Annotated in this window: 10 protein-coding genes; 9 read left to right on the forward strand and 1 reads right to left on the reverse strand. The window is 45.2% G+C overall.

Going from position 1 to position 14,630, the window contains the following annotated elements; translation table 11 throughout:
• Positions 1–14: 14 nt before the first annotated feature.
• From MHB67_RS03635 to MHB67_RS03675, 9 genes are all read left to right on the forward strand, one after another.
• Positions 15–818 (forward strand): SUMF1/EgtB/PvdO family nonheme iron enzyme, encoded by an 804-nt coding sequence (locus MHB67_RS03635; RefSeq protein WP_024424597.1) that lies wholly within the window; start codon positions 15–17, stop codon positions 816–818.
• A gap of 4 nt (positions 819–822) precedes the next feature.
• Entirely contained in the window at positions 823–2,580 is a 1,758-nt protein-coding gene (locus tag MHB67_RS03640) for a WD40 repeat domain-containing protein (RefSeq protein ID WP_280149820.1), read from the forward strand.
• Positions 2,581–2,863: 283 nt separating this feature from the next.
• On the forward strand, positions 2,864–3,946 hold the full coding sequence (ribD, locus tag MHB67_RS03645; protein ID WP_056767639.1) for a bifunctional diaminohydroxyphosphoribosylaminopyrimidine deaminase/5-amino-6-(5-phosphoribosylamino)uracil reductase RibD: 1,083 nt from the start codon (positions 2,864–2,866) through the stop codon (positions 3,944–3,946).
• Between the two features lie 112 nt (positions 3,947–4,058).
• Positions 4,059–6,992, forward strand: coding sequence for an exosporium glycoprotein BclB-related protein (locus MHB67_RS03650; protein WP_342492795.1), 2,934 nt, complete (start codon positions 4,059–4,061; stop codon positions 6,990–6,992).
• Between the two features lie 139 nt (positions 6,993–7,131).
• Complete coding sequence (locus MHB67_RS03655; protein WP_044335448.1) at positions 7,132–8,727, forward strand: sensor histidine kinase; 1,596 nt, start codon at positions 7,132–7,134, stop codon at positions 8,725–8,727.
• A gap of 3 nt (positions 8,728–8,730) precedes the next feature.
• On the forward strand, positions 8,731–9,426 hold the full coding sequence (locus MHB67_RS03660; RefSeq protein ID WP_342492920.1) for a response regulator: 696 nt from the start codon (positions 8,731–8,733) through the stop codon (positions 9,424–9,426).
• Between the two features lie 3 nt (positions 9,427–9,429).
• Positions 9,430–10,407, forward strand: coding sequence for a tripartite tricarboxylate transporter substrate-binding protein (locus MHB67_RS03665; protein WP_024424603.1), 978 nt, complete (start codon positions 9,430–9,432; stop codon positions 10,405–10,407).
• A gap of 347 nt (positions 10,408–10,754) precedes the next feature.
• Positions 10,755–12,053: a citrate:proton symporter gene (locus tag MHB67_RS03670; protein WP_034283666.1), complete on the forward strand. Its 1,299-nt coding sequence runs from the start codon at positions 10,755–10,757 to the stop codon at positions 12,051–12,053.
• A gap of 177 nt (positions 12,054–12,230) precedes the next feature.
• Positions 12,231–13,862: a M14 family metallocarboxypeptidase gene (locus MHB67_RS03675; protein WP_342492796.1), complete on the forward strand. Its 1,632-nt coding sequence runs from the start codon at positions 12,231–12,233 to the stop codon at positions 13,860–13,862.
• Positions 13,863–14,047: 185 nt separating this feature from the next.
• Here MHB67_RS03675 and MHB67_RS03680 read toward each other — a convergent pair whose 3' ends face one another.
• Positions 14,048–14,533 (reverse strand): phenolic acid decarboxylase, encoded by a 486-nt coding sequence (locus MHB67_RS03680; RefSeq protein ID WP_103132777.1) that lies wholly within the window; start codon positions 14,531–14,533, stop codon positions 14,048–14,050.
• Positions 14,534–14,630 lie beyond the last annotated feature (97 nt).

Below are 14,630 nucleotides of genomic sequence, written 5' to 3' on the forward strand. Positions count from 1 at the left end.
GGCGGGAGAAAAGCGTGAAACCTGATATCAATTGGATTCAAATCCCAAGCGGCTATGCAACGATTGGAAGTAATGAAGAAGATATGAAAAAGGCAGCAGAATTCTGGAAGGACAAGCTGCTCAATCCAACCTACGGCCGTGAGAAAAAATTTCAAAAGTGGCTGTACAAAGAATTTCCATCCTATCAGCCGTATATCAACGAATTTTTTATCTCAGATACGGTCGTCAGCAATGAACTGTATCAAAGCTATTGCGATGAAACAGGCCAGACATACCCGGAGAGTTTAACGAACGAAGAGCTTGGCGGGGGAAAAGATCATCCAGCTTGGGGCATGGACATTGAGGATGCCTTCTCGTTCTGTCAGTGGCTGAGCGGGAAACTTGGGATTGATGTTTCGATTCCTACTGAAGAAGAATGGGAGTATGCTGCCCGGGGAAACACGAGAAATCAATACCCGTGGGGAGATGAGTTTGATCCTTCTTACTGCAATACGCACGAATCAAATATTGAAAAAACGACGCCTGTCCGTCATTACGAAAAGGGCCGATCCTTATTTGGTCTTTATGATATGGGAGGCAACGTCGAGGAATGGGTCAACACCAAATATCACGTATATGAAGGCGGCATCGAGGTCGTCGATGATTTAACGGAAACACTCGGAAGTGATTACTATATTTTAAAAGGCGGCTCTTTCGCAAGAGGCGGAGATTTATGCAGAGTCGCAAGAAGACACGGGAAGCACCCAGATCCCGTTTTTCGATTTACTGGTTTTCGTTTAGTGACTCGTCAAAAACAACATATAAAGGTGGGAGTGTAAAACTATGCATAGAGGACCAATTACATCTGTTTTATCAACTCAGCACGACCAAATTGTTTACACTGGCGGCTATGACCGCTGTATTTATCAGTGGAACCGGGAAACAGGAGAAGGAACGTTTATTGGCAGTCACGAGCATATCATTAACTCCATATCTCTTTCTGAAAACGGAAAGTATTTAGCAAGTGCATCGTCAGACTATACGATTCAATTGTATGATACAGGCACAAATACTCGAATCCGCACGTTGTTTGGTCATGCAGATGATGTAGAAGCCGTCGCTTTTGCGAAGCAGGATACTTTACTTGTATCTGTGTCCAGAGATAGAAGATGCTTAGTCTGGGATATCGAAACGGGCGCTATTTTAAGAGAATTCCATGGCCATAGCAAAGATGTATTAGCTGTATGGATACATGGTGATAAAGCTTATACAACAGGTGATGATGGATATGTCCTTGTATGGCTGTATGAAACCGGAGAAATTGTAGGGGAAATCGGCCCGTTTGATTACGAGCTCGATACAATCAGCGGCAGCAATCAAAAAGAAGTTTTCGCACTTGGCAGAGATGATGGCACCGTTATTATTTACGATGCAGCGACTTTACAGGAGAAGAAAATCATCAAAGCCCATTTACAGGGCGTCAAGCGCGTGAATTTTTCTCCAAGCGGCAATTACTTGCTGACAGCAGGCTACGACCATTTAATTAAGCTGTGGAATTATGAAACAGGTGATTTAGTCGATACACTGCTGCCTCATAAATATCAGTGGGAGCGCTCGCTTGTCTGGACAGAGGATGAGAAGTCAATACTAGGAGCCAGCTTTGGAAAAACATATTGTGAATGGTCGATCGAAAAGGGCAAAGTCATATCAGATGAGATCGAAATGGCGACACCATCTATCAATGATATTGCGCTGACTGATGCAGGTGATATTATTACCGCATCAGATGATGGAAAATTCAGAAAAAATGGGATTGAAATTGCCAAATCGACGGGCGTTTTAACAAATGGAGTAGCTGTTGCACGGGATGGAAGCTATTATGCGTGGGGAGACCATGCAAGTCAAGTGCATATTGTTCATGAGTCATTACAGCAAATGGTTTCGTTTGACCTTAACACAGGTCCGGTCAACAGCGTGTATTTTCACGAGGAGGATCGTCAATTTTATATTGGAACTTATGGCGGTTATGTCCATGTCATTTCGACAGAACACTTAAAGGAAATCGGCCGTTCCAAAGCACACGATTGTGCAGTTAAAGCATTAAAGGTAGAAGGAGATCTTATCATCACAGCAGCAGTTGAAGGAACCATCTGTCTTTTAGATAAAAAGAGTTTGTCCTTAAAAGCGGAATACATTGGTGCGACAGAGCTGTTAAATGATGTCTTTATTGATAGTAAACGAGACCGTATCGCCATTGTCAGCCGCGACAAGAATGTGAGATTGTTTGATTTGCATACAGGAAGAATTTTAGACCAGCATAACGAACACCAGTATTCGATTAAATCGGTCACAGTCACAGACTCAGGCTATATTGTAAGCGGTGATTATTGGGGCTATATCGTTGTGTGGAATCCAGAGCTGGATGTCAACACCGGCCCAATTAGAATTGCCCAAAATGGGATTAGTGCCATCAGACAATTAGGCAATGATGTATATGCAAGCTCATATGACGGCGGGATTTATCACGTTCGAGAAGATGGGACGCATACCGAAGTATTACGCTTATTTGAACAATTTCCGAAAGAAGTAATCTCTCATTAAGAAAAAGAATGTAAGCGGGGGATTCTCATGATAAGTGTTTGCAAGGAACATATGAAAAAAGGTCTGTCTGTACTCAATTGTCCGCATGTGCTCCTCATTAATAAATATGAATGTCGCAAATGCTGTTTTTGTAAACAACGAGCATCTTATAAACTTTTTTATTCCTTGCCTTACTATGATCGATCTGAAAAGAAACGGATGGAAAAAATATAGCACATGAGAATAGAACTCCTTCATTCCCTGAAGGAGTTCTTTCCCTTGAAAGAGAGGAAAGGAGACTTACATGAAAGACGATGTTTTTTATATGAAGCTAGCGATTGCCAACGCAAAGGCCATGAAAGGACAAACCTCGCCAAATCCGCTTGTCGGGGCAGTGGTAGTCAAAAAAGGAGAGATCGTTGGAATTGGTGCTCACATGAAGGCGGGCGAGCCGCATGCTGAAATTCATGCGCTGCAAATGGCAGGAGATAAGGCGAAGGGGGCTCATATGTATGTGACGCTCGAACCTTGTTCGCATCATGGAAAAACAGGTCCTTGCTCAGAAGCCATTATAAAGAGCGGGGTGAAACGTGTGGTCATTGCCACTGGGGACCCAAATCCACTTGTAGCAGGTAAAGGGGTCACGATGTTGAAACAAGCAGGGATAGAAGTAGAAGAAGGGATATGTAAGCGGGAAGCGGACAGCTTAAATCTTCCTTTTTTTCATTCGATACAATCAGACCTCCCGTATGTCATATTAAAAACAGCCATTTCATTAGATGGGAAAATTGCAACAGCTCATCAAGAAAGCAAATGGATTACAGGGACAGAAGCGAGGAATGAAGTGCAGCAATTACGTCAAGAAGCAGATGCTGTCATAACCGGCGTCGAAACCATTATTCAAGATGATGCAGGTCTTATTGTAAAAGATTCATTCGTGACACAGCCCATTCGTGTCATTTTAGATTCCACCTTAAGGATTCCTCTTCATGCGAAATGTTTAAATGATCATATGGCAGAAACCATCATTTGTACCTCAAACAAATATGATCAAAAAAAATACCATCAACTGGTGCAAAAAGGACATCAAGTGTTTGTCACAAGCGGAGAAAATCGGACAGATCTTCATGCGGTGTTACGTATGCTGAAAAGGCGCTCTGTGATGTCGGTGCTTGTAGAGGCGGGAGGCAGTGTGAGCGCATCCTTTTTAGAAGCGTCCCTTGTGAACGAAGTCATTATTTATATGGCACCATTATTAATTGGGGGGAAAGATGCACCTACTTTCTTTGAAGGAGAAGGTACGAAAACATTAAAAGAAGCCATCCGGCCGGTAGATATGGATTATAGTATGGTAGGGAAAGATTTAAAAATGACGATGAGACTTTAATGAAAGAAGGACCTTGTGCATAAAGTGCAAGGTCTTTTGATTATTTTAAAAAAATAAAAGTGTACATACACCTTTCCCAGTCATGATGAATACGATGGATGGGGGTGATTCCATGAAAAGATGTAGGCAATGTGGTAAGACATATCCAACTCATTCGACAGACCACTACCAAAAAGGAAGCTGGTATGATGCGTATAAGGATGATGGCTGGGAATGTGATAGTTGTAAAAAAGGGATATCAGAAAAGCCAAGGAAACCAGTGAAAAATCCTTGCTGCGGAAAAGATCCTTGTGTTTGTGTGATTCAAGGTCCGCCAGGCGGGAGAGGAAGAAGAGGCCCAGCAGGTCCAGCGGGTGCAGTGGGTCCAGCGGGTCCGGCAGGCCCAGCAGGTCCAGCAGGTCCAATCGGTCCAACAGGCGTAGGTTTAACAGGCATCTTGGCATTTGATCCAGCAGTAGCACCAACCTATCCAGTAGGGCAAGTGGTAACATACGATGGCAGTACGTATGTGGTCAATTCAGCACCACCATTAGGTACGCCGGATACGTCGGCAGATTATACATTATTAGCTGCAGCGGGGGAAACAGGTACAGGGCCAACAGGTGTCACAGGAGATCCAGGTCCAACGGGAGCCACAGGAGCCACCGGTGTGGGTTTAACTGGGGTTGTACCGTATGATGCTGCAGCAGCACCAGGATATCCATTGGGGCAAGTGGTGACATATGAAGGTGGAACGTATCTTGTCAATACTGCATCACCAACAGGTACACCAGATACATCACCAGATTATACGCTCTTAGCCGCTGTAGGCGCGACTGGCGTTACAGGCGCTACCGGTACAGGTGCAACAGGAGCAACGGGAGCCACCGGCGTCACGGGTGCCACAGGAGAAATTGGTCCAACCGGAGCCACCGGCGTCACGGGAGCAACAGGAGAAATTGGCCCAACCGGAGCCACTGGTGTTACGGGAGCGACGGGAGAAATTGGCCCAACCGGAACTACTGGCACAGGAGTCACAGGAGCAACGGGTACCACCGGTGCAACAGGAGCAACCGGTGTCACAGGTGCAACTGGTGATACGGGAGCAACAGGAACAACCGGTGCCACAGGGATTACAGGAGCGACGGGAGTAGGTCTAGCCGGCGTCACAGCGTTTGATCCAGCGGCAGCGCCGACATATCCAGTAGGTCAAGTGGTGACATATGAAGGAGGAACTTACCTCGTCAATACGGCGCCGCCAACAGGTACACCTGATACGTCACCAGATTATACGTTATTGGCCGCTGCAGGAGCGACTGGCGTTACGGGTGCAACCGGTACAGGAGTCACGGGTTCCACCGGCGCAACAGGAGTGACAGGACCAACCGGGGAAGTTGGTCCAACCGGAGCCACTGGAGTTACGGGAGCGACAGGGGAAATTGGCCCAACCGGAGCTACTGGCACAGGAGCAACAGGAGAAACTGGTGCAACCGGCGTCACAGGACCAACTGGGATAACTGGTGATACAGGGGCAACAGGAGTGACCGGAGCGACAGGTGTCGGTTTATCTGGAGTTGCAGCGTTTGATCCAGCAGTAGCGCCAACGTATCCAGTAGGTCAAGTAGTGACATATGAAGGTGGAACATATCTGGTCAATACAGCGCCGCCAACAGGCACACCGGATACTTCTCCAGACTATACGTTATTAGCAGCCGCAGGCGCGACAGGTGTCACGGGAGCGACCGGAGCAACGGGCGTCACGGGAGCCACCGGGGTAACAGGAGATACGGGTGCAACTGGTGTAACGGGTGTAACCGGCGTCACAGGAGTAACCGGTGTAGGATTAACTGGTATTCTGACATTTGACCCAGCAACAGCGCCAACCTATCCAGTAGGTCAAGTGGTAACATATGAGGGTGGAACCTATGTTGTGAATACAGCACCACCAACAGGTACACCGGATACTTCTTCAGACTATACGTTATTAGCAGCCGCAGGCGCGACAGGTGTCACGGGAGCGACAGGAGTAACCGGAGCCACCGGAGCCACCGGAGCCACGGGAGTCACGGGTACAGGAGCAACCGGTGCAACTGGAGATACAGGAGCAACCGGCGTCACAGGAGCCACCGGGGTAACAGGAGATACGGGTGCAACTGGAGTAACCGGAGCAACTGGGGTAACGGGTGATACAGGTGCGACTGGAGTAACCGGAGCTACAGGTCTCACCGGAGCAACTGGAGTCACCGGAGCCACGGGAGAAACCGGAGTAACCGGAGCGACAGGAGTGACCGGAGCCACGGGAGTGACCGGAGCAACTGGATTAACAGGAGTCACCGGAGCGACAGGAGTAACAGGAGCCACGGGAGTGACCGGTGCAACTGGATTAACAGGGGTCACCGGAGCGACAGGAGTAACAGGAGCCACGGGAGTGACCGGCACAACTGGATTAACAGGAGTCACCGGAGCGACCGGTGTCACAGGAGCCACAGGTCTAACCGGAGCGACGGGGGTAACCGGTGCAACAGGCGCCACCGGTCCAACAGGAGTGACAGGATCGAGTGCGATCATTCCGTTTGCTTCAGGTACACCTGCTGTCCTGACAACAATTGCAGGCGGTCTCGTTGGAACATCCAGCTTGATCGGATTTGGTAACTCAGCGACAGGTGTCAGTATTTTAGGCGGAGTGATTGATTTAACCGGCGCTGCAGGCACTTTACTCAACATGGCGTTCTCAGTTCCTAGAGCCGGAACAATCACATCATTTGCCGGCTATTTCAGTACGACAGCTGCTCTTTCGTTGCTTGGCACAAGTATTACGGTCACAGCTAGTTTGTTTGCTTCACCAACACCAAATAACAGTTTCACTCAAGTAGCGAGTGTCACTTTAGCACCAGCTTTAACCGGTGTTTTAACGCTGGGTGCAATTGCAAATGGTATTGCGACTGGTCTAAATGTACCAGTCACACCTGAAACACGATTGCTTGTTGTATTCTCCGCATCAGCTACAGGTCTATCCTTAGTGAATACCGTAGCAGGCTATGCGAGTGCGGGTTTATCGATCACGTAATAGGCATACAGGGACGACTCGATTTTGAGTCGTCTTTTTTGTTTGAAAGAATTTTCTCTTAACTTAGTAAGAAAAAATGATATCATTTTCTTAGAGTCTATTCGGTGAATCTACTGAATTAGGGGTTGTAGCGGTGAGAATGGGCAAAAGGAAAGTCACTTTACAAACGAAAATTTTGGGGTTAATTATCGGGCTTTTGCTTGTTGTCATTGCATTATTAACCATTTGTTTTGGTTTTTTGCAGACATCAGAAAGGCAGGCACAAGCTGAACAGCTGGCGGTGCAGACCGCTAGAACGATATCATATATGCCGCCCATTAAAGCATCGGTGGCTCTATCAGCGTCCCAAAATGAAGAACAGGCAGTGCTTGAGCAAATGAAGGAGCAAGTAAGAGCTCATGCCATCTTCATTACCAATCGAAAAGGAAAGGTCCTTGTTCATACGAATCATGAGGACGTAGGAAAAACCATCAGTGTATCGGAAGGAAGAAGTACTCTCTTATTTGGAGGAACCTCCATATCAACTGATGATTCTAATGGTGAAACCGTTGTCAGAGGCAGTGCACCCATTATGAAAGAAACAGAGGGGCATGAAGAAATTATCGGCACAGTCACCGTCGAATTTTTAAAAAAGGAAATTGATCAAGCGACAGCTCATCAGCTATTGAAGCTTAGCTATATTGCGCTTCTTGTGCTTTTGCCGGGCATATTCGGTGCAATTTTTTTAACGAAGAGTATTCGCAAAGATACATTAGGGCTTGAGCCGCATGAAATTGCTTCGTTGTATCGAGAAAGAGAGGCGATGCTGCTCGCTATAAAAGAAGGGATTATTGCGTTTGACCAGAAAGGCGCGATTACGATGATGAATACATCAGCTGAGCACATGCTGCGCGTCTCATCAAAGCTGCCTCTTCATATTGATCAAGTCTTGCCAAATGCCAAACTTCTTCTCTATTTAAAGGCAGAGACGATTGAACCTAACATCGAAACCGTCGTCAATGATAAAACCTATGTCTTAAATGTGAAAAAAGTAATGCAGGATCATCGAGTATTCGGAGGGATTGTGAGCTTCAGAGAGAAAACAGAGCTGACGAAACTGCTGGATACATTAACAGAGGTCAGCCAATATTCAGAAGACCTAAGGGCCCAAACGCACGAATTCTCAAATAAGCTGTACGCCATTTTAGGCCTGCTTGAGCTGAAGCAAGTCGATGAAGCCATCGACTTAATTAAAGAAGAATATCATCTGCAAAACCGTCAGCACGATTTACTCATGAAGCAGATTCGGTCTCCTAAAATACAAGCCATCTTACTTGGCAAGTTAGGGAAAGCATCTGAGAAGAAAGTCCATTTCCACATTGATGAAAATAGCTCACTTGAGCCGCTCCCAGCTCATTTAAGTTTATCTCACTTTATCACCATCATTGGCAATCTCGTAGACAATGCTTTTGAAGCTGTATTAAATAAGGAGAAGCGTGAGGTTGACCTGTTCATCACAGATATTGGGTTTGATATTATCATAGAAGTGTCAGATTCAGGTGATGGGGTGAATGAAGAAGAACTGTCACAGATTTTCACAAGAGGCCATTCGTCAAAGGGAGAAGGACGAGGCTACGGGCTTGCGAATGTGAAAGAAGTATTGGACGAGCTTGGGGGCTGGATTGAAGTTGCGAACCAAAAAGAAGGCGGTGCCATCTTCACTGTATACATACCGAAAGGCACAAAGGGGGAATAGATGGTGATTAAGGTACTCATTGCGGAGGATGATTTTCGAATCGCTGCCATTCATGAATCTTATATACAAAAGATAGAAGGATTTAAGGTCGCTGGAAAGGCAAAGAGTGCAAAGGATATGTGGGAGGCGCTCCAGAGGGAACAAGTGGATCTCATCTTGCTTGATGTCTATATGCCTGATGAGCTCGGCACAAACTTGCTGCCGCTTTTAAGAGAACGCTATCCTGAAGTAGATGTGATCATTATCACGGCTGCAACGGAAACGACGCTTTTAAGAGATGCGCTTCATTACGGAGTGGTTCATTATTTAATCAAACCGGTGACCTCACAAAAGTTTGCACAAGTTTTAACCGAATATAAAGAGAAGAAAGACATCATCAATTCAAAGGATGAAGTCAATCAAACGATGATCGATCTGTTTTTTGGACAGATGCAGGAAGAGCCAAAACAAAGGGATGACAAAGATCTTCCCACTGGCATCAATTCACTGACCTTGGACAAAGTGAAAACATTGATGGCATCAGAGAATTGCGGAATTACAGCAGAAGAACTTGGGGAAAAGATGGGCGCATCACGTACAACTGCGAGACGATACGTAGAGTATCTTGTGACAACAGGGGAATGCCGGGCAGAGCTTGCATACGGAATCATTGGCAGACCTGAACGTAAATATTACCCTGCCAAACAAGCGGAGTCTTAAAAGATGAAAAAAGGAATACTTTTTGTGATCGTGCTCTGCCTATGTATGACACTCACCTTTAATGAAAAAAAAGCTGGAGACTCTTTCCTTCAGCAAAACTCCTTATATATTGTGGTGTCGGGTGTACCAGAGGGGGGATTTGACCAAACGGCCCAGGTGATGAAATCAGTGCTTGAACAAGAGAAGCTGGTGAACCGGCCTGTGAACATTCTTTATCAAAGAGGCGGAACGGTGGATAAAGGATGGACATACATGATGGAGCGGGAAGCCAACTATATCAGTTTAAATTCAAGCTTATTGTTAAGCCGTAATTTACTTGGCAGCAGTAACGTGACGATGAATGATGTGACACCGCTGGCAATCCTTGCAGAAGAGTGGCAGGTCGTCGCAGTCCCGATGGATTCTCCTTTTGCAAATGGGAAGGAGCTGTTACACGCCCTCAAGAAAAAACCAGATTCCTTAAAAATTGGGTTTGCGCCTGACTTTGGAAATGATGATCAAATCTCATTCGCCCGGGCAGCAGAAATGGCAGGGATTGATCCATATCGCATTCAATTTTTGAAATTTGACAGTGCAGATGATTTATTTCAGGCGCTCATCAACCATGAAGTGGATGCAGCAACGACTACCATTACAGAGGTTCGTCATGATTATGAAAAAAAGAGGCTGAAGCTCGTTGCGACGACAACCAGCCAGCGCTTAGATGGATTTGAAGATGTGCCGACATGGAAAGAGCAGGGCATTCCGCTCATCTTTTCCCATTGGCGAGGTGTGATGGGCCCTAAACAAATGAGTCAGCATGACATTCGTGAATGGGATCAGCTTCTTCAAAAAATGACGGAAACGAAGTCCTGGAAAAAGCGATTAAAGCAAAAGGGCTGGACAAGTCGTTATATGAACAGCAAAGAGGCAAAGATCTTTATGGAAAATCAATTAAGGCAATATGAGCAATTGATACAAGGAGAACAAGCGGTCGAGTGAGACCGCTTCCAGCGTGTAGACAAACCCTTGCATTCGCCCGCATTCCTGCGTGCCGGTGCTCACGAATCTCATATTCGCTTCGCTCCAGTACTCGTCTTTCCTAGACTTCAAAGGTTTTCTATCACGCTGAAAAGAAGACAAAGGGCTAAAATAAACCCTTTGTTTTTTTCATAGAATCAAAAAGCCCAATGTTTGAACAAAATGAACAAAAAGCATTTATCGACCGAAAAAGAATTAAAATTCATAATATTTACTTCAATTCTCACCTCAGATATGATGACAAAAAGGGTTGGAAATGGGATACCAACACATTAATGAAAGCGTATACAACATAAGGGGTGAACAATATGTTAGCAATCTTAGGATTTCTTATGATGATTGTATTTATGGTTTTGATTATGACGAAACGTATGTCTGTTTTAACGGCATTGGTGTTAACACCGATTGCATTTGCTCTTATTGCAGGTTTTCATTTTACTGAAATTTCAGACATGATTGTCAAAGGCGTGCAGCAAGTCGCACCAACAGCGGTCATGATCATGTTTGCGATTTTGTACTTTGGCATTATGATTGATGCGGGTTTATTTGATCCAATGGTGGCGAAAATTTTAAAAATCGTTAAAGGCGATCCATTAAAAATCGTGGTCGGAACAGCTGTCCTGACGATGCTTGTTGCACTTGATGGTGATGGAACAACAACGTATATGATTACAACAACAGCGATGCTTCCACTATTTACGCTGCTTGGCATCCGTCCAATTATTTTAGCGGGTATTGCCGGGGTTGGCATGGGAATTATGAATACAATTCCATGGGGAGGCGCTACACCTAGAGCGGCGAGTGCACTTGGCGTTGACCCTTCACTTTTATTTGGACCGATGATTCCAGTCATTGGTGCAGGGGTTCTCAGTATGATTATTGTTGCTTATTTTCTTGGAAAAGCCGAAAGAAAACGCCTTGGTGTGATTGAACTTGACCAGCCGATTCATGCAAATGAAATGGCAGCGGCACTGCAAGATGACATTAAACGGCCAAAGCTTTGGTGGTTTAACCTGGCGCTGACTTTGTTATTGGTGCTGCTGCTTGTATCAGGTAAAGTCAGCTTAACTGTTCTATTTGTTCTTGCTTTCTGTGTGGCAATTATCGTGAACTATCCGAACTTAGATCAGCAGCGTGAGCGAATTGCCGCTCACTCAACAAACGTTTTAGCCATTGCTTCGATGATTTTTGCGGCAGGTGTTTTTACAGGTATTCTAACTGGAACGAAAATGGTCGATGAAATGGCGATTTCGATTGTATCTGCAATTCCAGAGCAGCTTGGCGGCTTTATTCCAGTCATTGTCGCATTAACAAGCGGGATCTTTACTTTCTTTATGCCGAATGATGCATACTTTTATGGCGTACTGCCGATCCTATCAGAAACAGCGGCAGCATACGGTGTCGATAAAATTGAGATTGCCAGAGCCTCTATTATTGGTCAGCCGATTCATATGTTAAGTCCACTTGTTCCATCGACTCATTTACTTGTTGGACTTGTTGGCGTATCACTGGATCAGCATCAGAAATTTGGGATGAAATGGGCTGTGCTGGCAGTCGTCGCTATGACCGTCATGGCGGTTCTCATTGGGGCCATTTCCATCTGGTAAATAAAAAAGTGTCTGCTGCGGGCAGGCACTTTTTTTAGGTCATATTGCCGGGCAGGCTCCATTCATTTGCCCTAGACAAAGATATGCCTGTTCCTCCAAAAGATTTATTTTTGAAAAATACTGACACTTTTTCTGTTTTTTTCTTTATAATGCAAATCAACGAAGGGAGAGGATAGCATGTCCAAACGAAAAGGCACGATTCTTTTTGCTGCTGCATGCCTCTTGGCAGGCAGTTTGTCGATGGTGAGCCCAGCTTCAGCTCATGCAGAAACCCCTTATTATGGAAAGAGTTATGAACAGCCGGCTTCAGTGAAAAAGCTATACCCTAAGCCTGGCGAGACGTTTGAAACCCCTGCCTTTCAGAAAAAAGGAGAAGCATTTACGACACAAGAAGAGCTTCAAGCTTTCTTAAAAGACATTGTCCGCAAAAGCCCATATGCCACTCAGAAACAGATTGGAACATCCATTGAAGGCAGGTCCATTCCGGCCCTGTACTTTACAAAGGATCGCTCCATTACTCCACTTTCAAAAAAGCCAACCATCTGGCTCCAAGCACAAATACACGGAAATGAACCAGCCTCCGGTGAATCTGCTCTCGTCATTGCAAAACGATTAGCAGGTGAAGAAGGAGAGCGTATACTCAATCATGTCAATATCATCATTGTTCCAAGAATCAATCCTGATGGTTCTTATGCGTTTGACCGCAGACTGGCAAACGGATTAGACGGAAACCGTGATCATATGACATTAGAATCTCCAGAACTGGCAGCCCTGCATCAAGAATTTAATCGGTATGCGCCAGAGGTAGTTATTGATGCCCATGAATACGATGTGGGTCAAAAGCAGTTTGAAAATATCGGTTCATCAGGCGCTCTCAAATATCATGATTTGCTTATTCTTTCAGGGAAGAATTTAAACATTCCTGAAAGCATCCGGCTGACATCAAATGAGTTATACGTTAACGGAGTTCGTGAAACGCTGACGAATAAAGGATTTTCTAACGATTTGTATTATACAAACACAAGAGGAAAGGATGGAAAGATCGACATCTATGAAGGTGGAACGGATGCGCGAATTGGCCGTAATGCCCTTGCACTTTCGCCAGCCCTGTCATTTCTTGTAGAAAGCAGAGGGATTGGGATTGGAAGAGAGGATTTTGCCCGCCGCGTCGCTGCGCAAGTAGCCACCCATGAAAAAATCATTGAGACCACGGTGAAACATGCCAAACAGGTGAAGCGGCAAATGGTGACGGAGCGGCTGAAGCTGGTCAAAAAAGGACTGCAGCCAAATGATGATGATCAAGTGGTCATTCAAGATGATTTCCAAGCACCTGTCAATAACTCGCTGGAAATGGTTGATATAGAGAAGGGACAAACGACTCAAGTTCCTGTACGCTTTCACAGTGCGAGCGATGCTGTTCCTGTCTTAACAAGAGAACGGCCGACAGCTTATCTCATTCTTCCGGGGCATGAAGGAGTAGAAAAGAAACTCAGAACATTAGGATTAAAAAATGTCACATTGCCGGCTGGCATGAAAGTGCCGGTACAAGCCTATCAGGTGACAAAGCGAGAGGAAAAGAGCAAAACAGATATTCAGCTTGAAACAAAACTCGTTGACAAGAAACGTCAGCTGCCAAAAGGAACAAAGGTATATGTCACAGCACAGCCGCAAACCAATTTGCTTTCACTTGCCCTTGAACCAGAATCAAAGGACAGCTATATGTCATCAGGGTTTATTGCTTCAAAAACAGGTGATGAACTGCCAGTCTATCGTTTCGTACTTCCTCAAAAGACGTTAGGTATTCAATAAAAAAGGACTAAAATGATTTTAGTCCTTTGTCTTCTTTTCAGCGTGATAGAAAACCTTTGCAGCCCTAGGAAGGACGAGTACCGGAGCGGAGCGAATTGTACATTCGTGAGCACCGGCACGCAGGACTGACAAAGAATGCGAGGGTTTGTCTACACGCTGAAAGCGGCACTAGGCGTGCCGCTTTTTTATTTTCGTCCAGCTCTTATTTCATCTGTCATGCCTTCATATGGTGCTTCTGCGATAATGGTTTCGTCATTCACACCTGCATGATGGATATACGTAATGTCCGCAAATTCTGGGACAACATATTTCGGATAGGTTTCGTATTTTTCACGAGATTCTTTCATGAGATCGATGTAGTCATTTTGAAAGCAGACGGTGATGTCTGGACGTTCATGCACCCATTTAGGGAAGAAGATGACGCCATGCATGCGTTTTTCTTCAGGCATAAAGTTCAGAGAGACGTCTGTCCCAGTTGGTTCTGTCCAAGAGACTTTGTATACGCCTTTTGTCAGCTTCACAATATTTACTTCTTGATCACGGACCCAGCGTCCTCCAACCATTCCGCTATGAATGCGGTAATCAATGGTGTGATCGTTTTTAATGTAAATCTCATATTCCCAGCCATTTTCATACGTATAAATCATATGAAGTCCAACGAATTGATCCATGTTTATTCCTTCTTTCATTAGAATGATGTTTTTTCAAACATGTTGTGATTTACATGTTTATTTTAAAGTCTATGGTATACTATTGTCAAAGAATAAG

The organism is Bacillus sp. FSL H8-0516 (genome assembly GCF_038635285.1).
Classification (GTDB): Bacteria; Bacillota; Bacilli; order Bacillales; family Bacillaceae; genus Bacillus; species Bacillus safensis.